Origin of the sequence: Sphingomonas xinjiangensis (genome assembly GCF_014199255.1) — a bacterium.
Classification (GTDB): domain Bacteria; phylum Pseudomonadota; class Alphaproteobacteria; order Sphingomonadales; family Sphingomonadaceae; genus Sphingomonas; species Sphingomonas xinjiangensis.
In genome coordinates this window covers 58,841-77,145 of sequence record NZ_JACIJF010000001.1, presented here as the reverse complement: position 1 = coordinate 77,145, position 18,305 = coordinate 58,841, and the positions used below count along the sequence as shown (strand labels likewise).

At 66.0% G+C, this 18,305-nt stretch carries 21 protein-coding genes; 8 read left to right on the top strand and 13 right to left on the bottom strand.

Translation table 11 applies throughout. The annotated features are described in order from the left end of the window. Positions 1 to 19: 19 nt before the first annotated feature. The 3 genes from FHT02_RS00420 to FHT02_RS00410 are packed head-to-tail and all read right to left on the bottom strand — an operon-like array spanning position 20 to position 2,513. Complete coding sequence (locus FHT02_RS00420) at positions 20 to 355, bottom strand: 2Fe-2S iron-sulfur cluster-binding protein (RefSeq protein WP_184083140.1); 336 nt, start codon at positions 353 to 355, stop codon at positions 20 to 22. Then, entirely contained in the window at positions 352 to 1,440 is a 1,089-nt protein-coding gene (locus FHT02_RS00415) for a cysteine desulfurase family protein (RefSeq protein ID WP_184083138.1), read from the bottom strand. The genes FHT02_RS00420 and FHT02_RS00415 overlap by 4 nt, the downstream gene beginning before the upstream one ends. Further along, entirely contained in the window at positions 1,437 to 2,513 is a 1,077-nt protein-coding gene (locus tag FHT02_RS00410; protein ID WP_246352114.1) for a cysteine desulfurase family protein, read from the bottom strand. The genes FHT02_RS00415 and FHT02_RS00410 overlap by 4 nt, the downstream gene beginning before the upstream one ends. Before the next feature lie 93 nt (positions 2,514 to 2,606). On the opposite strand from FHT02_RS00410, the gene FHT02_RS00405 reads away from it, so the two are divergent. After that, on the top strand, positions 2,607 to 3,263 hold the full coding sequence (locus FHT02_RS00405) for an alpha/beta hydrolase (RefSeq protein ID WP_184083134.1): 657 nt from the start codon (positions 2,607 to 2,609) through the stop codon (positions 3,261 to 3,263). Positions 3,264 to 3,293: 30 nt separating this feature from the next. Here FHT02_RS00405 and FHT02_RS00400 read toward each other — a convergent pair whose 3' ends face one another. From FHT02_RS00400 to FHT02_RS00390, 3 genes are read right to left on the bottom strand one after another with little or no spacing between them, the layout of a single operon-like run. Beyond that, a complete protein-coding gene (locus FHT02_RS00400) occupies positions 3,294 to 3,479 on the bottom strand; it encodes a hypothetical protein (RefSeq protein ID WP_221239291.1) in 186 nt (61 codons plus the stop codon). Then, on the bottom strand, positions 3,461 to 3,643 hold the full coding sequence (locus FHT02_RS00395) for a hypothetical protein (RefSeq protein ID WP_184083132.1): 183 nt from the start codon (positions 3,641 to 3,643) through the stop codon (positions 3,461 to 3,463). The genes FHT02_RS00400 and FHT02_RS00395 overlap by 19 nt, the downstream gene beginning before the upstream one ends. Next, positions 3,640 to 4,575 (bottom strand): threonine ammonia-lyase, encoded by a 936-nt coding sequence (locus FHT02_RS00390; RefSeq protein ID WP_425506405.1) that lies wholly within the window; start codon positions 4,573 to 4,575, stop codon positions 3,640 to 3,642. The genes FHT02_RS00395 and FHT02_RS00390 overlap by 4 nt, the downstream gene beginning before the upstream one ends. A gap of 186 nt (positions 4,576 to 4,761) precedes the next feature. Here FHT02_RS00390 and FHT02_RS00385 point away from each other — a divergent pair, with 186 nt between their 5' ends. From FHT02_RS00385 to FHT02_RS00375, 3 genes are all read left to right on the top strand, one after another. After that, positions 4,762 to 6,003 carry a type III PLP-dependent enzyme gene (locus FHT02_RS00385; protein WP_184083128.1) on the top strand — a complete coding sequence of 414 codons (1,242 nt, stop codon included), beginning with the start codon at positions 4,762 to 4,764 and terminating at the stop codon, positions 6,001 to 6,003. 114 nt (positions 6,004 to 6,117) lie between these two features. Further along, positions 6,118 to 7,197 (top strand): 1,9-bis(guanidino)-5-aza-nonane synthase, encoded by a 1,080-nt coding sequence (locus tag FHT02_RS00380; protein ID WP_184083126.1) that lies wholly within the window; start codon positions 6,118 to 6,120, stop codon positions 7,195 to 7,197. Positions 7,198 to 7,312: 115 nt separating this feature from the next. Next, positions 7,313 to 7,672 (top strand): hypothetical protein, encoded by a 360-nt coding sequence (locus tag FHT02_RS00375; RefSeq protein ID WP_184083124.1) that lies wholly within the window; start codon positions 7,313 to 7,315, stop codon positions 7,670 to 7,672. A 33-nt stretch (positions 7,673 to 7,705) separates the two neighbouring features. Here the strand turns inward: FHT02_RS00375 and FHT02_RS00370 are convergent, their stop codons facing one another. Next, on the bottom strand, positions 7,706 to 8,263 hold the full coding sequence (locus FHT02_RS00370; RefSeq protein WP_184083123.1) for a hypothetical protein: 558 nt from the start codon (positions 8,261 to 8,263) through the stop codon (positions 7,706 to 7,708). Positions 8,264 to 8,421: 158 nt separating this feature from the next. On the opposite strand from FHT02_RS00370, the gene FHT02_RS22000 reads away from it, so the two are divergent. Beyond that, positions 8,422 to 9,051 carry a glutathione S-transferase N-terminal domain-containing protein gene (locus tag FHT02_RS22000; protein ID WP_184083121.1) on the top strand — a complete coding sequence of 210 codons (630 nt, stop codon included), beginning with the start codon at positions 8,422 to 8,424 and terminating at the stop codon, positions 9,049 to 9,051. A gap of 36 nt (positions 9,052 to 9,087) precedes the next feature. Here FHT02_RS22000 and FHT02_RS00360 read toward each other — a convergent pair whose 3' ends face one another. Next, a complete protein-coding gene (locus FHT02_RS00360) occupies positions 9,088 to 9,855 on the bottom strand; it encodes an SDR family oxidoreductase (protein WP_184083119.1) in 768 nt (255 codons plus the stop codon). A gap of 103 nt (positions 9,856 to 9,958) precedes the next feature. Between FHT02_RS00360 and FHT02_RS00355 the strand changes: the two genes are divergently transcribed. Genes FHT02_RS00355 through FHT02_RS00345 form a run of 3 tightly spaced genes read left to right on the top strand, consistent with a single transcriptional unit; the run spans position 9,959 to position 11,760 of the window. Then, positions 9,959 to 10,357: a winged helix-turn-helix transcriptional regulator gene (locus FHT02_RS00355; protein ID WP_343056784.1), complete on the top strand. Its 399-nt coding sequence runs from the start codon at positions 9,959 to 9,961 to the stop codon at positions 10,355 to 10,357. Positions 10,358 to 10,369: 12 nt separating this feature from the next. Next, positions 10,370 to 11,335 carry an alpha/beta hydrolase gene (locus FHT02_RS00350; RefSeq protein WP_184083117.1) on the top strand — a complete coding sequence of 322 codons (966 nt, stop codon included), beginning with the start codon at positions 10,370 to 10,372 and terminating at the stop codon, positions 11,333 to 11,335. Further along, positions 11,332 to 11,760, top strand: a complete 429-nt coding sequence (locus FHT02_RS00345; RefSeq protein WP_184083115.1) for an MAPEG family protein — start codon at positions 11,332 to 11,334, stop codon at positions 11,758 to 11,760. The genes FHT02_RS00350 and FHT02_RS00345 overlap by 4 nt, the downstream gene beginning before the upstream one ends. On the opposite strand, the gene FHT02_RS00340 is transcribed toward FHT02_RS00345, so the two are convergent. Genes FHT02_RS00340 through FHT02_RS00320 form a run of 5 tightly spaced genes read right to left on the bottom strand, consistent with a single transcriptional unit; the run spans position 11,761 to position 18,302 of the window. Then, positions 11,761 to 13,653 carry an XrtA/PEP-CTERM system amidotransferase gene (locus FHT02_RS00340; RefSeq protein WP_184083107.1) on the bottom strand — a complete coding sequence of 631 codons (1,893 nt, stop codon included), beginning with the start codon at positions 13,651 to 13,653 and terminating at the stop codon, positions 11,761 to 11,763. Next, a complete protein-coding gene (xrtA, locus tag FHT02_RS00335) occupies positions 13,653 to 15,185 on the bottom strand; it encodes an exosortase A (protein ID WP_246352113.1) in 1,533 nt (510 codons plus the stop codon). The genes FHT02_RS00340 and xrtA overlap by 1 nt, the downstream gene beginning before the upstream one ends. After that, on the bottom strand, positions 15,182 to 16,390 hold the full coding sequence (locus tag FHT02_RS00330) for a TIGR03087 family PEP-CTERM/XrtA system glycosyltransferase (RefSeq protein WP_184083105.1): 1,209 nt from the start codon (positions 16,388 to 16,390) through the stop codon (positions 15,182 to 15,184). The genes xrtA and FHT02_RS00330 overlap by 4 nt, the downstream gene beginning before the upstream one ends. Next, complete coding sequence (locus FHT02_RS00325; RefSeq protein ID WP_184083103.1) at positions 16,390 to 17,463, bottom strand: FemAB family XrtA/PEP-CTERM system-associated protein; 1,074 nt, start codon at positions 17,461 to 17,463, stop codon at positions 16,390 to 16,392. Before FHT02_RS00325 ends, FHT02_RS00330 begins: the two co-directional genes overlap by 1 nt. Then, a complete protein-coding gene (locus FHT02_RS00320) occupies positions 17,460 to 18,302 on the bottom strand; it encodes an XrtA system polysaccharide deacetylase (RefSeq protein ID WP_184083101.1) in 843 nt (280 codons plus the stop codon). Before FHT02_RS00320 ends, FHT02_RS00325 begins: the two co-directional genes overlap by 4 nt. Between the last annotated feature and the right edge of the window lie 3 nt (positions 18,303 to 18,305).

Here is an 18,305-nt window from a genome sequence, read left to right as displayed (position 1 = left end):
GCGCGCCAGGCAAGGGGCTTCAGCGGCCCTGCATGTCGCGGTGGGCGCCCGGCATCTTGACGGTGAGGCCGTCCAACCCTGCGTTCAGCACGATTTGACAGGCAAGCCGACTAGTGCGGGCCGCGCCCATAGCTAGATCAAGCATGTCCTCCTCCTCTTCGCTGGCGGGAGCGAGGCGGGCGAAATCCTTAGGTGCGACGATCACGTGGCAGGTCGAACACGCCATCTGTCCTTCGCAGGTTCCCTCCAGCGGCTGTCCGGTATTCTGCGCCACGTCCAGCAGACGGTCGCCCTCGGCTGCCTGGGCGGTCTGGGTCCGACCGCCATCGGCGCTGACGAAATGAATCTGGATCATGCGGCGATCCGCTGCGCCCGAGCGGCGGCATCGATACGGGACAAAGCGGCCTCCAGTTCCTCGGCTGTGGTGTAGCGGCCGAAGCCCAAACGAATGCTGGAACGCGCCTCCGCATCCGAGAAGCCGATTCCCCGGAGCACATGGCTGGTGCGCCCCGATCCACTCGCGCAGGCAGACCCTGCGGAAAAGGCGATGTCCCGCAGGTCGGACATCAGGCGGGCGACATCCACGCCGGCCAGGCGCAGATTGAGGTTCCCCCGATAGCGCTGGTCCATGGCGCCGTTCAGCGTCCAGCCGGCCATCTGCTCGCGTGCAGCAGCAAACAACGCTTCGACATGCGCCCGGTCTGCATCCTGTCGGTCTGCAGCCGCCTTGGCCGCGGCGCCGAAGCCCGCACACAGCGCCGGCGAGAGCGTGCCTGATCGGCCTGCCGCTTCCTGGCCGCCGCCGTGCATCAGCGGCTCCAACGTCACGCCGTGACGCATCCACAGCGCGCCGACCCCCTTGGGGCCATGCACCTTGTGCGCCGAGATCGCGACAAGGTCGCAGGTGGCGGGAACCGCGACGCGGCCATAACCCTGGACGGCGTCGCACAGCATCAGCGCGCCAGCAGCATGCGCCAGGTAGGCTAACTCGGCGATCGGCTGAACGACGCCGATCTCGTTGTTCACCAGCATTGCGGCGACCAGCCCGGTTCCGGGTAGGATCGCGGCGCGGGCGGCGTCTAGGTCCACCAGGCCGTCGGGCTTCACCGGAAGCACGGTGACTTCCCGGCCACGGCGCGCCTCGGCGGCGACAGTGTCGAGCACGGCAGCATGTTCGGTCGCCAGCGTGACGATCGGGCCCATGCTACCTTTGATCGCCCAATTGAGCGCTTCGGTGGCGCCGCTGGTGAAGCTGAGTGTACCCTCGGCGGGCAACAGCGCCGCCACTTGCTGACGCGCGACCTCGATAGCGGCTCTCGCAGCACGGCCGGGTGCATGCGGCGAATGGGGGTTGGCGTGGCTCTTCTCCAGCCATGGAAGCATGGCGTGCAAAGCCTCGGGTGCCAGCGGCGTCGTCGCCTGGTAATCGAGATAGATCATGCGGCGCGCGCCCCCGCTTCGGCGGCGATTCCGCTCCACAGGTCGGCAAAGCGGTCCACCTCGATCGCATCGGTGGAGCGGCCAAAGCTTACTCGGATCACTTCGCGCAGCTCGGGCTCGGACCAGCCCATCGCGCTCAGCACATGGCTGGGGCGCATGCTCCCCGACGAGCAGGCGCTGCCAGCGGACACTGCGATTCCAGCCAAGTCGAAGCGGATCAACTGGGCGGCGGCGGAAACGCCGGGCATCCGATAGGCGCCGATCAGCGGGCTACGGGGACTTTTCGCCCCCACGATCTCGCCACCTTTCGAGAGAATCCGGTCTTCGAGCTGCCGCCGCAGGCCCGTAAGATGGGCAAGGTCTTCAGGAACCTCAAGCGCGGCGGCATAGCCGAGTGCTCCGGGCAAGTTTTCGGTGCCGGAACGATATCCCTTTTCTTGACCCCCGCTCGGCATCAGTGCCGCGAAGTCGCGCACCAGCAGCGCGCCAATACCCGGCGGCCCGCCGCGCTTGTGCGCCGAAACCGCGACCAGATCGGCGTGACGCAACACCGCGGCATCGGCGCGGGCCGGCATCTGCGCGGCGTCGACGAGCAGGAGCCCGCCGGCTTCGTGGACGATATGCGCCACGGCCTCGATCGGTTGGCGCACGCCGGTCTCGCTATTCGCCCACTGGATGCAAACAAGCGTTCTCCCGTCCCGGGCCAAAGCCGCGCGTAGCGCGTCCAGGCGGAGCAGACCGCCGGCATCGACCGGAAGCACGCCCGCCCCTTCAGAACAGCGCAGCACAGCATCATGCTCGACGGCGGTGATCAGGCGGCGCTCGGCAACCGATCGGGCGAGCGCCAGGTGGAGCGCCTCGCTGGCGCCGCTGGTGAGCACCAGTTCATGCGCCCAGCCATAGGCGGCGGCGATCCGGGAACGTGCACCCTCCAACTGGGCACGCGCTGCCCGGCCTGCCGCATGGGGGGAGGACGGGTTCGCCCAGGCCGCCATGCCGTCCTGTACGGCGGCGATCGCCTCCTGCAGCATCGGCGTGGTCGCGGCATGATCCAGATAGATGCGGTCGGACAAGTCTCGTTCCATTTGCGAAAAGGGGCGCGGCGCTTATATAGCGCGCAAATTCCCGCGCTCCACAGCGCGTCTCCAGATCAGAAGGGTCCTGCGTTGCCCGAAGTCATATTCCCCGGCCCTGAAGGTCGCCTCGAAGGCCGTTTCGCTCCTGCCCCGCGTCCGCGTGCGCCTGTGGCGATGATCCTCCACCCTCATCCCAATGCCGGCGGCACGATGAACAACCGCATCGTGCAGGAGCTGTACAAGACGTTTCAGCGCCGCGGCTTCGCGACACTTCGCTTCAATTTCCGCGGGGTAGGCAAGAGCCAGGGCACCTTCGATAACGGCATCGGCGAATTGTCGGATGCGGCAAGCGCGCTCGACTGGGTGCAGAGCTTCCATCCCGAAGCCCAGACGACCTGGGTCGCCGGCTTCGGCTTCGGCGCGTGGATCGGCATGCAGCTGCTGATGCGGCGGCCTGAGATTCGCGGCTTCATCTCGATCGCGCCGCCGGCCAACATGTTCGACTTCACCTTCCTTGCCCCCTGCCCGTCCTCAGGCATCATCATCCAGGGCGAGAATGACGAAGTCGTAACGCCCGGCGCGGTGCAGAAGCTGGTCGACAAGCTGCGTACCCAGAAGCACATCACCATCCATCACGACACCATCCCAGCCGCGAACCATTTCTTCGAACATGAGATGCCGCAGTTGATGGGCTCGGTGGACAAGTATCTCGACATGCGGCTCGACCCGAACTCGCCAATCAAGTGACGCGGCTGCGCCTCCCCTTTTAAGGGGAGGCTAGACCGACCAGATCAGCAGATTCCCCAGCAGCACCAGCGCGGCGACCAGCATCAGCACGCCGCGCTGGCGATCATTTCGTAGCGTGCGGATACCGCCCCATACCAAAGCGAACATGGCGATCACGGCGGCGCTCAGCAGCAACGGGTTCAGTTGCGGGTCCAGCATCAGATCAACCACCGCCACCAGATGAATACCCCAGCCACTACTGCGACGCATGCGAACAAGGTGATGAAACGCAGATCGCGCCGATAAATGGCGAACAGCAGTGCGTAGAGGAAATAGCCGAGCCCGCGCGTAAGCACGCTCATCACATTGGCCAGCACGGCGCCCATCGGAGTTGCTTTCATGGCCTGTCCCCTAGCACAGCCGCATAGGCTTCGGGATCGGCATTGCCCCCCGACAGGATCACCAGCAAGCCGGGCTGGACCTCGACCTTTCCCGCAAGCAGCGCGGCAAGTCCCACCGCTCCGCCGGGCTCCAACACGATCCGCAGCTTGGCCGCTGCCCAGCGCTGGGCATGGCGTATCTCGGCCTCACTGACGGCGATGCCCACGGCGCCGCGCCGGGCGAGAACATCGAAGGTCAGCGCCGAGACCAGCTTGGTCTGCAAGGCGTCGCAGGCAGTGTCCGGCGCGCTCTCGCCCACAGGTACGATGCGCCCCAGTTCCAAGCTCCGACCCATGTCGTCCCAGCCTTCAGGCTCGACCACCGTCACACTCGCATCCGACAGCGCCAGCGCGATCCCCGCAGCCAGGCCGCCGCCGCCACAGGGCACAACGACCCGCGTGGGCGCCGGTAACTTAGCGTCGCGCATCTGGCCGGCCGCTTCGACGCCAGCACTTCCCTGCCCTTCGATCACCCACGGATCGTCGAAACTCGGCACCAAGGTGGCGCCCCGCGCACTGGCAAGCTGCGCCGCGATCTCCTCACGGCTCTCGGTCACGCGGTCATAGCGGACAATTTCGGCGCCCAACGCCAGCGTCGCCTCAAGCTTCACCTTGGGCGCATCGGCCGGCATGACGATGATCGCTGGCATGTTCAGCTTCCACGCGGCCCAGGCGACGCCCTGCGCGTGATTGCCCGACGAGAACGCCACGACGCCGCTTCGCCGCGTATCTGCGTCGACAGCGGTAAGCCGATGCCACGCGCCACGGATCTTGAACGCGCCGGTCGGCTGCAGCGATTCGGCCTTAAACGCGACCGGCACTCCTTTGATTTTTTCAACAATAAGAGGTGTTTGTGGTAGGATAGCGGTTACTTTGGCGGCGGCGTCTCGCACCCCCGCCGACGTAGGCTGTCGCAAAATCGTCACATCTCACCCCCGCCGTACAAATCCGTATCTCGAATCACTTTACATGGGGGGACCTCGCCCCTAAATGCCGCCTTCCGCTGCCCCATGGGACTTCCAACCGCAAGGCAGCTGTTTCGTCAATGTTTGCCGCAAGGCATTTGGAGGTCCCTTGAATTGCACCAGCATCCTCGCGCGCTGGGGTTAGCGCCCCTCTCGACCGCCCGTTCCGCCATCCCCGGCGCGGGCATCGACATCGCCAAGCGACGTCCGGTTGATCCGGTCACGATCGTTCGTCCCCACGCTGCGGCGCGGGCTGCCCGCTTCTTTGTCGAGAAGTTTCCGGGTCGCTCAATGTACGCGGTGAAGGCGAATCCATCGCCCGATCTCCTCGGCATCCTTTGGGCCAACGGCATCACCCACTACGACACCGCCTCGATTGCCGAGGTGCGTCTCGTCAAGGCGACGCTGCCGGACGCGACCTGCTGCTTTATGCACCCGGTCAAGTCGGAAGAGGCGATCGCCGAAGCCTATTTCCAGCACGACGTGCGGACCTTCTCGCTCGACAGCCTGGAAGAGCTCGACAAGATCGTGCGCGCCACCGAAGGTGCGACCGACCTGACGCTGTGCGTGCGCCTGCGCGTCTCGTCCGAATATGCCAAGCTTAGCCTGGGTTCGAAGTTCGGCGTGAGCCACACCGAGGCCAAGGAGCTGCTCGTCGCGACCCGCCAGGTCGCCGATGCGCTCGGCATCTGCTTCCACGTTGGCAGCCAGACCATGTCGCCGGATGCCTATGCCAATGCGATGGAGCGCGTCCGCGCGGCGATTGTCGACGCGGCGGTTACCGTCGATGTGATCGATGTCGGCGGCGGCTTCCCCTCGGCATATCCGGGCATGACGCCGCCGCCGCTGGAGCGTTTCTTCGAAACGATCCACCGCGCGTTCGAGAGCCTGCCGATCAGCTATTCGGCCGAGCTCTGGGCAGAGCCGGGCCGTTCGCTTTGTGCGGAATATTCGTCGGTCGTGGTGCGTGTCGAGCGCCGCCGCGGCAACGAACTGTACATCAACGACGGCGCCTATGGCACGCTGTTCGATGCCGCACATATCGGCTGGAAGTATCCGGTGCAGCTGCTGCGCGAGCCGGATTCCGACGCGCGCGACATGGATTTCAGCTTCTGGGGTCCGACCTGCGACGATCTCGATTTCATGCAGGGTCCGTTCCCGCTTCCGGCGGACACGAGCACCGGCGATTATTTTGAGATCGGCATGCTCGGAGCCTATGGTGCGGCGATGCGTACCGCCTTCAACGGCTTCGGCTCGGGCGAGACGGTGGTCGCAGGCGACGAGCCGATGCTGTCGGTGTATCGCGAGCAGGACGATATGCAGGAACGCCGCTCGACGAACGTCGTAAAGCTGTAACGTCAAAGGCTTACACTATATAGGTTTCCTCCTCCCGCTTCGGCGGGAGGAGGTGCTACGGGTTTCCGCGTCCCCATATAACGACGGCGGGTTCTGGATAGCCAAAGGGCAACCATGACCGATACCCTCACCAAGACCGCCGCGGCAAATGCGCCGATCAACGACACCCGCAAGCAGGAACTGCTTTCGAAGGAAGTGAAGCACGTCGACATCAAGTCGTTCGACGCGCGCCCGATCATCGATGCGATGTCGGACATGAGCTTCACCAGCCGCGACCTGGGCCGCGCCACCGGCATCTACAACCAGATGCTCGCCGATCCCGACTGCACCGTCTGCCTGGTGATCGCCGGATCGACATCGGCGGGCGGCTGCATGGACCTTTATGCCGAGCTGGTGCGCAACAACATGGTCGACTGCATCGTCGCCACGGGCGCAACCATTGTCGACATGGATTTCTTCGAAGGGCTTGGCCACAAGCACTATCAGGCGCTTGAGATCCCCGATGACGACACGCTGCGCTCGCTCTACATCGATCGCATCTACGATACCTATATCGACGAGGAAGCGCTCCAGAACGTCGACCACACGATCTTCGAGATCGCCGAGTCGCTCGAGCCTAAGGCGTACAGCTCGCGCGCGTTCATTCGCGAGATGGGCAAGTACCTCGTGGAGCATGGCAAGAAGGAGAACAGCCTCGTCAAGCTCGCTTATGAACATGACGTGCCGATCTTCTGCCCCGCGTTCGTCGACAGCTCGGCGGGCTTCGGTCTCGTCAAGCACCAGGTCGACGCGGCCAAGGAAGGCCGTCCGTACCTGATGATCGACGCGGTCGCGGACTTCCGCGAGCTGACCCAGATCAAGATCGAAGCCGGCACCACCGGCCTCCTCATGATCGGCGGTGGCGTGCCGAAGAACTTCATCCAGGACACGGTGGTGTGCGCCGAGATCCTCGGCCACGACGATGTCGCCGTGCACAAGTATGCAGTGCAGATCACTGTTGCTGACGTGCGCGACGGCGCCTGCTCGTCTTCGACGCTGCAGGAGGCCGCGAGCTGGGGCAAGGTTAACACCGGGATCGAGCAGATGGTGTTCGCCGAAGCCGGTTCGGTCATGCCGCTGCTGGCGTCGGACGCCTATCACCGTGGTCACTGGAAGAACCGCGCCAAGCGCGGCTGGGCGAAGCTCTTCAAGTAAGCGCCTCTTCCATAAGGGACGCGGAAACGGCGGCGGGAGCGATCCTGCCGCCGTTTTCATTGCTCCTGCGAAGGGGCAGCGGGTTAAAGACGGGGCATGATCCCTGGAGAAACGAATGACGGTGTCGGCGAAAGCATGGAACGGGGAGCAGGTGCGGACCTGGCTCGCGCGGAGACTCGCCGCGTCGAAGCTCGACCAGGCGGCAGCCGACCGGCGCGGCTACGAAGCGCAGGATGACTATGACAAGGCGGCCGCGGAGGAATGGGCGTGCCGCGCGCTCACCGTGGCGGATTGCAGCGACGACCAGGCAGCATTCGCCAGGCGGATCAAAGAGCTGATCGCGCAGGAGGATTATCCAGTCACCGGCATCTATGACGATGTCCGGTTCGAACGCCATGTCCGCGGCCATCTGCGGAAGGTGGCGAAGATGACCAAGGCGAATGAGGGGTTCGAAAAGACCCTTCGCTATCAATGACCCCGCAGTGGGAAACCGATCCTGGCGGGCGGGTCAGCAGCCATCCGGAGACGACAACCCATCATAGCTTTTGGGGAGCGGCAGGCGAAGCTCCGTGAACAAGGCCATATGGGCGTTGCAGTAGCGGCGCTTGGAGTGAAGCTGCTTCGCCTGGACGAAATGGTACGGCGTGCCGATACCGTCCTCATTGGCCACCAGGGCATAGATGGTGATCGTCGTCGCCGCCGGATCGGGCACCGCCTCTTCTATTTTGCGGTCCGCCACCAGGGCGAAGGTGGTCGACTTGCCCGCATGTTTGCCCCGCGCGAAGCGCACTGCGCGGATGGCGTCTTCGCCGGTATGCGGCTGATCGGTGATGAAGTCCTTGTCCCCGATCGTGGCGATCGACCCGCCGACGCGCACCATGAAGATGTCATAGGCCCAGGCATTGCCATTCTCCCGCCAGTCCAGCGAAATGCTCCCGTTCTGCCCGTCACCTGCAATATCCTGCACCGGGTTCACGCCTGCCTGGAGGCGGATCGGCGTCAGGTCATAAGACACAGGTTCCGCCAGGATAGCCGCGGCGAACAAGGCGAGCATGCGAACGATCATGCGTGGCTCTTACGCCACCTCCAGCTGGTGCCGCCAGATGCTGGCGTTTCTGCTCGCCGCCTCCGGTCGTGCGAGCGCGGTTGCGCCGCAACCTCGCCGCGCCTTGCCCAGCCCGGTGCTTGGCGGCACAGTGATCTTAAAGTTCAGGAGAAAGCCTCGTGCTTAAGGTCTATGGCGATTCGATCTCCGGCAATTGCCTGAAGGTCAAATGGACCGCGGAGTATCTCGGGCTCGACTATGAATGGATCGAAACCGGGGTTCTCGACGGTGCGACCCGCTCTCCCGAGTTCCTAGCCATCAACCCGGCGGGTCAGGTGCCCGCGGTGATCCTTGCCGACGGCCGGACCCTGGCGCAATCCAACGCAATCATCTTGTATCTGGCCGACGGATCCTCCCTGATTCCCGATACGCCCTATGATCGCGCCAGGATGCTCGAATGGCTGTTTTGGGAGCAGTATAGTCACGAACCCTATGTCGCGGTCGCCCGGTTCCAGGTCAGATATCTTGGCAAGCCGGTTGCCGAGCTGGACCCGAAACTGGTCGACCGGGCACGCTCCGCGCTCCAACGGCTCGACAGGGCTGTCACGGGCTCCGACTTCCTGGTCGGAAGCCAAGTCACTCTGGCCGACCTTTCTCTGGTGGCGTATACGCGTATGGCGGACGAGGGCGGGCTCGATCTGGCCGCCTTTCCCGCGCTGGAACGCTGGATCGCGCGAGTGGAAACCGCCCTCGACATCGCCGATCGCGCGCCGATCCAAACCGGCAGCGCATATCCAACAGCCGCCTGAGCCTGACGCAGCAGCACGGTCGAGGATCGGAAGCGGTTACTGCCCCTCGCGCGCCTTGCGGGCGAACTCGTTGATCATCTCCAGCGCGGCATCGAACCGCCCTTCCCGCTCGGCGAAGCGCAGCCCTTGTACCCGCTCGACCAGAATCTCCGAAGGAGTCGGCTCCTGGGCGAACAGCGCCATCACTTCGTCGATGAACTCGCCGAGCGGCATGTAGCCTGGACGATTTTCCTGCCCCGGGGTCAGCTCGGTCTGAACGCCTGGGGGTGCTAGCTCGATCACTTCCACCTTGCCGTTCAGCGCGTCGCGGAGCGCCACGGTATAGGAATGGATCGCCGCCTTGGTCGCCGAATAGGTCGGCGTAGCCACCAGCGGCACGAAGGCCAGGCCGGACGTGACGGTGACGACCGCCGCATTCTGCGCCGCGACCAGGTGATCGATCAGCGCATTGGTCAGACGGATCGGCCCGAGAAGGTTGGTGGTGATCGTCGCCTCCGCATCAGCAAGGTCGCGCCGGGTATCGAGCACCTCGAACCGCATGATGCCTGCATTGTGGATCACGACGTTCAGATCAGGATGCTCGGCCAGCACGCCCCGGGCGAAATCCTCCACGCCCTCGGCGCTTTCGACATCGAGCTGCATCGCGTGGATGTCGTCTCGGCCCGCTGAAGCGTTTTCCAGCGCCTCCAGTCGCCGGCCGGCGATGATCACCTTGTTGCCCGCATCATGGAAGCGGTGCGCAAGCGCTTCGCCGATGCCGCTGCCACCGCCGGTGATCAGGATAGTATTGCCGCTGCGCTTCATCTGCCGTCTCCTGTGTGCAGGTTGATGGCAGCGGATATATTCCGCTACGATCGTCCGGTAAGAAGGCACCGGAAAGATTTATACGCACCTGCGGGAGAGTGATGTGACGGCGCAGTTGCCCACCAAGCCATGGCCGGACACCGATCCGCACGTGGACGCGCTGGTTACCGACGTGATCGGCCGGGTCGCTGACAAATGGACGATGCTGATCCTTGAGGTGCTGGCCGATCATGGCGAGCAGCGCTTCACGCGCATCGGCAAGCTGGTGCCCGGCATCAGCCAAAAGATGCTCACCCAAACGTTGCGCCAGATGGAGCGCGACGGGCTCGTGCAGCGTACCGTGCACCCCGTGATCCCACCGCGCGTCGAATACCGGCTGACCGAACTCGGCTACAGCCTCGGGGCGGCATTTTGCGGTGTTTGGACCTGGGCCGAACATAATCTGACGCGGATCGAGGCGGCACGCGCCGCCTTCGACACGCGCCAGCAGAACGACCGATAAAGGGGAAAGAGGATGGAGATCGACCGCCGGAGCCTGATCGGCGTTGCAGCGACCCTGCCGCTTGCAACCATGGCCACCGCGCAGCAGGCGGCTCCACCGCCAGTCGTCTGGCCGCCTGCGGAACACTTCCCACTCTGGCCGAACACCCCGCCCGGTGCGCCCTCCCGGCTTCCTACGCCGAGCAGCGAACGCAATGGCTATCAGGGCGCCGAGCTGTGGCTACGCGGCATCGACCGGCCCTATGTCGCGGTATACCGACCGAAAAAGCCCGATGGCCGCGCGGTGCTGTCGATCCCCGGCGGCGGCTATGGCTTTCTGTCGGTCAGCAACGAAGGCATCGATGTAGCCGCCGCGCTGAACCCACAGGGGATCACCGTCTTCGTGCTCGCCTATCGCCTCCCCCGTGAAGGCTGGAGAAACCATGCCGACGTGCCGCTGCAGGACGCGCAGCGAGCGATGCGGCTGATCCGAGCCAATGCCGCGAAGTACCGGATCGATCCCGCCAGGCTCGGCCTGCTCGGCTTTTCCGCGGGTGGGCATCTCGGCGCGATGCTGGCGGTGGGCCACGCCGACCGTGTCTATGCGCCGGTGGACGCAGCCGACACCCAGCCGGCGCGGCCCGCTTATGCCGGGCTGGTCTATCCCGTGGTATCCTTCGCCACTGCCGGCTTGAACAGCCGGTCGAGCGGCATGCTGCTCGGTGATAATCGCGACCCCGGCCTGCTCGCGCGCTACACCCCGCTCAACCGCATAACTGCCGACACACCCCCGATCTGGCTGCTCCACGCCATGGATGATGCGACGGTGCCGGTGGCGCAGAGCCTCGCGATGGTTGAGGCTTGCCAGCGCGTCCGGGTGCCGGTGGAAGCCCATCTGCTGGAGCGCGGCGGGCACGGCTTCGGCGCGCTGCATCTGCCGGCCCAGGCGCCGGGACGATCCTGGCCCGAGATCTTGGGCCGCTGGACGGCCACGCGATGAACGCGGATATCCTAAAGCCGGTGGTGGCGCTCGCCGCCTGGACGCTGGTGATGCTGGTCTGGGCGGTCGCCACGCGGCTGCCGGCGATGCGCGCGGCCGGGATCCGGATGCGGACGCTTGTCGGCACAACCGGGGCACATGCCGATCGTGGCCTGCCCGCCACGGTGCAGTGGAAGGCGCACAACTACAACCACCTGACCGAGCAGCCCACGGTGTTCTACGCCGTCGCGCTCGTGCTGGCGGTCAGCGGCCAGGGCAACGGCGTGAATGCCTGGATCGCCTGGGCCTATGTTGCCCTGCGAATCGCGCACAGCCTGTGGCAAGCGACGGTGAACCGCGTCCGCGTGCGTTTTTGGCTGTTCGGCCTTTCCACTCTGACCCTGATAGCGCTGACGCTGCACGCCGCGATGGCGGTGTTCCGCTGATCAGCCGAACAGCCGCATCAGGCTGCGCTCGAGCATCAACAACTGCCACAGCGTACGGCCATGCTCCGCCCTGCCCGCCTTGTGGTCGGCCGCGAGCTTCTCGATGGTCGCGGGTTCGAACCAACCGGTGCCGGCAAGCACCGGCGAGCGCGCCAGCCCCGCCGCTTGCTCGGCCAGCGCGGTGCGAAACCATGCGCTGACCGGCGTCACGAACCCCATCTTGGGCCGGTACAGGATGTCCTTGGGCAGCCAGGGCTCCAGGGCCTTCTTCATCAGCCACTTGCCCTGCCCCGCCCGGATGCGCAGCGACGGCGGCAGCGTGGCGGCGAACTCCACCAGCCGATGGTCGAGCAACGGCTCGCGCGCCTCCAGGCCCACCGCCATGCTGGTGCGGTCGACCTTGGTCAGGATGTCGCCGGGCAGCCAATGACGCATATCGGCATATTGCGCGCGATCGAGTCCATCGCGCGCCGGCGCTTGGCGCATCGCGTCAAGGTAGCGCCGCTCCGCGCTGTGCCCGGCCAGCAGGTGCTTGGCCGCGCTGGTATAGAGCGCGTCGCGTAGCGCTGGGGTGGTCACTCCCACTGCCTTGGCATAAGCGAACTCGCCCCCTTCGGCGAGCGCGAGCAAGGTGGTCTTGGCGCGCAGCGGCCGCGGTGCCCAGTCGGCTTTGGGATAAACCTGCCCCAGCCGGCCGAAAAGATTGGCGCGCAGCCCCTGCGGCAGCAGCGCGCGCACCCGCTCTTCGGCGGCGAAGAACCTGTAGCGGCGATAGCCGGCAAACGCCTCGTCCGCACCGTCCCCCGACAGCGCTACGGTGACGCTCTCGCGCGCTAATTGCGCCACGCGGTAGGTGGGCAGCGCCGAAGCGTCGGCAAAGGGTTCGTCGAACGCCGCCACCAGCGTATCGATCAGCACGAAATCGTCGGCGGCCACGGTGCGGCTACGGTGCGCGGTGGCGAAGCGGTCCGCCACCGCCTGGGCATACGCCCGCTCGTCATGATCCGCTTCGGCGAAACCGATCGTCGCGGTCTTCACCGCGGTCTTGCTCGCCTCGGCCATCAGCGCGACCACCGCGCTCGAATCCACGCCGCCGGACAGAAAGGCGCCAAGCGGCACATCGGCGATCATCCGCGAGCGCACGGCAGCGCGCATATGCTCGATCAGTTCGGCTTCCAGGTCCTTGACCTTGCCGGCAGTGCGCCGTGAGAAATCGATGTCCCACCACCGCACCGGCTCCGGCACCGGCTTGCCGCGCTGGAGCAGCAGGAAATGCCCGGCGGCAAGCTTGCGCACCCCCGCCACGATCGATGCGTCATCGGGCACATAGCCGAGCCCCAGATAATCCTCGACGGCCCGGAAGTCCGGCAGCCGCCGCAGCAGCGGATGCGCGAGCAGCCCCTTCAGCTCGGAGGCGAACGCCACCGCTCCGTCCGACAGCTGGGCAAAATGGAGCGGCTTCACGCCGAAACGGTCGCGCGCCAGGAACAGGCTCTGCCGCCGCACGTCATACAGCGCGAAGGCGAACATGCCGTTGAGCTTGGGCAGCATCGCCGGTCCCCAGGCGCGCCAGCCGTGCAGCAACACCTCGGTATCGCTGTCGGTCACAAAGCGCGCGCCCTTCGCTTCCAACTCTGCGCGCACTTCGCGAAAATTATAGATTTCGCCGTTGAACACGGTGACCAGATCGGCTTCAGGAGTCACCATCGGCTGCGCGCCGCACGCCAAGTCGATGATAGCCAGCCGGCGGTGCCCCAGCCCTACGCCGGGCGCAGTCCACACGCCCGATCCATCCGGCCCACGATGCGCCAGCGCGTCGGTCATGCCCATGATCCGGGCGGGATCGACCGGCTTGGCCAGGGCGGGGTAATATAGCCCCGCGATGCCGCACATCAGCGCGCGCCGGCGAGTTCGTCGGCCAACGCTTCCACGGGTCCGAGCGCTTGGAGAAAGTCCTGGATAACCGCGCCTGCATCGCCATTCCGCCCCTGCTCGGCCGAAATCAGCACCGCGCTCGCCGTCTCATCGCGCCCCAGCAACTTGGTCTTCAACGTCTCGATCTTCACGCGGTTGTCGCTCCCGGTCAGCGTGCCGCCGACCCGGTACCAACTAACCGTCTGGCGTTCCACCCGTTCGGGGTCGACCATGCGGATCGCGTGTCCGTCGGCCACGGGCGCGATATCCGCCACTCGCACCCAGCGGTCATTCTCGCGGATCGCGCCGATGCCAAAGCCGACCAGCTCCTTGCCCTCGGCCTGCCCGGCATAGAGCGCCACCGCCACGTCGACGGCGCGCCCCGCCCGATCGACATAGCGCGCCTGGAGGAAGCGATCGGCCTCCGGAAAGTTGGGCGACCATTCCGAAGTCGGCCCCTGCCGCTGCCAGCCGGCGATCTGCGGCAGCTCCATCGCGGCACCAAGCGGCGTCGCCCGCGCGGCGATGGCACCGGCCCAGCCGAAGAATAGCCCGGCGATGAGCACCGCCATGATAGCCGCGATCTGCGCGTCGATGCGCCCAGGCACCTGCGCCTGAAGCGCCGCAGGGTCGAACCAGGGTCCATCGGGATCGCGGTCGAACCACCGCCACCCGATCGCCAGCACCGTCCCCATCACAAAGGCGAAGAAGAACCAGCCATAGACGATGTGGTCCATGCCCGTCGCCTGCTCGACCGAGGTCCACCAGGCGACATAGATCGTTCCGAACGCGCGCAGCCCGTTGGCGATCACCGGCACCACCAGCGCCAGCGCCATGAAGGCGATCCGCCGCCGCCACGAACGATAGCAAACATTGGCGACCAGCACGCCATAGGCGATCATCGCGATCAGGAACTTGGCGCCCGAACACGCCTCGGCGACTTCGAAATAGCCGTTGGAGGTGGTGATCAGCACCCCGTCCACGCTCGCCGGCACCCCGAACAGATGCAACAGCGGCATCACCATGCCGATCGTCAGCTGCTGCAGCGGCGGCTCGAAAAACTCGCCGAACGGCACCAGGAAGAACATGTAGCAAAGTGGAAACAGCAGCGCCCGGGCGACGTTCGCCCCCAATACGCCGATGGCCGCGCCTTGCAGCATCACCACCAGGCCAAGGTGCCGGAACAGCGCCACGCCCGCCGCATCGCCGATCAGCCAGCACAAGCCGCCGCCCAGCACCAGCACGAGTCCCGGCCACCAGCCCTCGGGGCGCACCAGCGCCAGTTCGCGCCGCCGCTGCCACACCAGCCAGCCGACCACCGGCGCCACGAACAGGCAGTGGCCAAAGGTCGTGTTGGTCCAATAGATCGTTGCAAGGTCGGCCGTGTCACGGTGGAACAGCACCAGCAGCGCCGCCCAGGCACCCGTCAGCACCATTGCCGCGCGCATCCAGTTGTCGTGAAAGCGGATCGCGGGCGGCCGGAACTGACGCAGCGGCATGTGGATGGTCATGCCGCGCGCTCCTGCACCGGCGTGTCGAACAGCGGCGCCATGACCCGGTCCAACGCGCGCATCGCCGCGGGCCAGCCATAGCGCGCGGTAACTTGCTGCCGCGCGCTACTTCCCAGCGTGGTCGCTCGCGCCCGATCGGCCAGAAGCTGCACGATCGCCGCTGCCATTCCCGTGGCATGCGCGGCGACCGCGATAGTACCGCAATGATCGATGCCTTCTGCGGCTTGTGCGGACGCAACCACCGGCCGCGCCATCGCCATCCCTTCCAGCACCTTGTTCTGGATCCCGCGCGCCAACAGCAACGGCGCCACGACGACCGCAGCCTCGGCAAGCCAGCCGCGCGTATCGGCTACCGCTCCCGTTACGCGCACTCCCGGCGACCGGCCGAGTGCCTGCACCGCTTGAGTCGGATTGCGCCCGACGATCACGAACTCCGCGTCAGCCCGCGCCTCCCGGATGCGCGGCAAGACCGCTTGGGCGAACCAGGTCACGCCTTCGATATTGGGCCGGTAATCCATTTGGCCGGTGAACACGATCGAGACCGGGCCAAGTCCGGGCCGTTCGAACGGCGCGTCGGGCGCGAAGCCCGCAGTGTCGATGCCGTTCTCCACCACCTCGACCCGTGCGGCGCCCGTGTCCCGCTTGAACAACGCTGCTTCCGCGGCGCTGACGAACAGGCTGGCATGCGCGCGCGCAGCAACCTGCGCCTCGAAGGTCCTCAACAGCCGTGCCTCGCGCGCCAGCATCCACTGCATCGGGCCACGTCCGGCCTGGGCATAGCCAGCGAACTTGGCCGAATCCATGTCGACAAAGTCCATGATCAGCGGCGGGCCGCCATCCGGCACATGCTGTGCCATTTGTCCGGAAAAGACGAACACTGCGCCGATCGGCTCGCGCTTGATCACGCCCCGCACCGCGTCGCGCATCCGGCCATTGTCGAACGCGCACAGCGAAACCGGCCTGCCCGACAGTATTGCCTGCGCAGCCGCCACGGCATGCGGTTTCGCGCGGCGCACCACCGTCTGGCTGGCCGCAAAGCGGCCAAGCGCCGCGTCGTGCCCCAGATCATCCGGCCCTTCCGCAAAAGTCACCAGATGCACGCGGTGCCGCTCGGCAAGATGCTTCAACAGGTGGAAGCTGCGGATCTTGTCGCCACGATCGGGAGGATAGGGCACGCGGTGCGCCAGGAACAATATGTCGGCCATCACCCCAGCCCCTTGGCGATCCAGGGTCCCACGCGATTGGCCGCCCACAGGGGCATGCGTTTCCACGTGCGCACTTGCAGGCTGTACTTCGGGTCGAGCGGGTTGACGCTGCGCGGCGTGGATCCATCGGTGGTGCGCTTGAAATAGGTAAGCGGCACCGGCTCAAAGCCCCAATTCTTCTTGAACGCCGCCGCCCCCGTTCCCGCCTTGGACCGCCCAAAGTCGAACCGGTCGCATCCTCGGGCGCGAGCATGCCCCATCAGCGCAAAGTACATCCGGTCATTGGCGCGTAGACCGCGCGCCGCGGCGGTTCCGCCGCCCCAATAGGGATAGACCGTGCCGTTCCAATACAGGCTCAGCACGCTGGCCACGGCAACGCCCTGATGCCGCACGATCAATATATCGGCCGCCTCGCCGAACCGCGCCATCACTTCCGTGAACAGCCGTTTCGGGAAAACCGGCGTACCCAGATTGCGCACCGACTCCGCATAAATGGCGTAGTGCGCGCGGGCATGCTCGGCACCCCGGCCGGTCATCACCTCCAGCTGGTTGCCAAGCGCGCGGCGCACCTCCGCCCGCTGCTTGCGGGGGATCGCCAGCAACTCGGCGTCATCATCAACCGCGATCGGGCGCACAAAGCCCAGATAGGTCTCCGCGTCTTCCTGCCACTCCCCGCCCGGGCGCACACCGCCGCGCAGCTCCACGGTGGTACAATGCAGCCGCCGCGCCAGTGCCATCGCCCCGTCCGCAAGCTGCCGGGCGACGCCCGGTGCCGCTGCCAGCACGCCGCCGCCGACGCCGAACCCAGCCGAAGCCAGTGCCCGTCCGAAGAACGGCGAATGCAGTTCGGTTAGTGGCAGCACCCCGGCGAATGCACCGTTCGCCCGCTCGGCCACCAGATAATGGCTGCGCTGCCCACAACCGTGCGCCACTGCCATGCTCCAATGCGGTAGATGGAACGGCGTCGCCTCGGCCTGCGTCTGCACCCAGGCCTCTATCCGCGCGCGCTCGGCCGGGTCGCGCAGATCGGCGGTGCGCAGCGCCAACGCGCTCGGGAGGATCGGAACGTTCATGCCAGCCGCGCCGCCTCTTGCGCCGCGATCCGGTCCATCCGCCCCCAGCGATGCGTCGCGATCAGCCGCTCCAGCTTGCCATGCATCGCGCCCAGGCGCGAATAATGCCGGATCTTGGACTTGAGCGGTGCTGCCCGCACGCGCGGCTGCGCAGGGTCGATTTCCCAGGGGTGAAAATAGAAGATCGCCGGCGCTTGTTCCGCGTTGGCGGCGCGGATCGCGCGCGCGGTCACGCCGCTCGGCAACAGGCGGAAGAACCCGCCGCCAGTCGTCACCTCGCGTCCCCACACTCGGGCGATGGTGATTGGCATCTCGATCAGTTCGGCGCCCGGTACTGGGCGATAAGTCCGTCGCGGCGCGTCGGGCACGCCATAATGGTCGTGTTGGATCGGGGCGACGCTTGATGAATAATGATAGCCGGCTTCGGCCAGCACCGCATGCGCCCAGGGCACTCGGGCGTCGATAGAGAAGCTCGGCGCACGATAGCCAGTCACGGCCACGCCACCGGCATCCTCCAGCGCCGCCTTGGCTTGCGCCAGATCAGCCCGGAACGCATCCGCATCCATGGTGAACACCCGCGCATGATCCCAGCCATGGCTGGCGACCTCGTGCCCGGCTTCAACGACCCGCCGGATCAGCGCCGGGTGGCGATGCGCGACCCAGCCCAGCGTGAAGAACGTGCCTGTCACCCGGGCGGCCGCAAACAGGTCCAGCACACGGTCGGTATTCGCTTCCACGCGCGTGTCGAGATCGTCCCAACCGGCACGGTCGATCACCGTCTCGAACGCGCCGACCTGGAACCAGTCCTCGACATCCACGGTCAGCGCGTTGGTGACCATCGG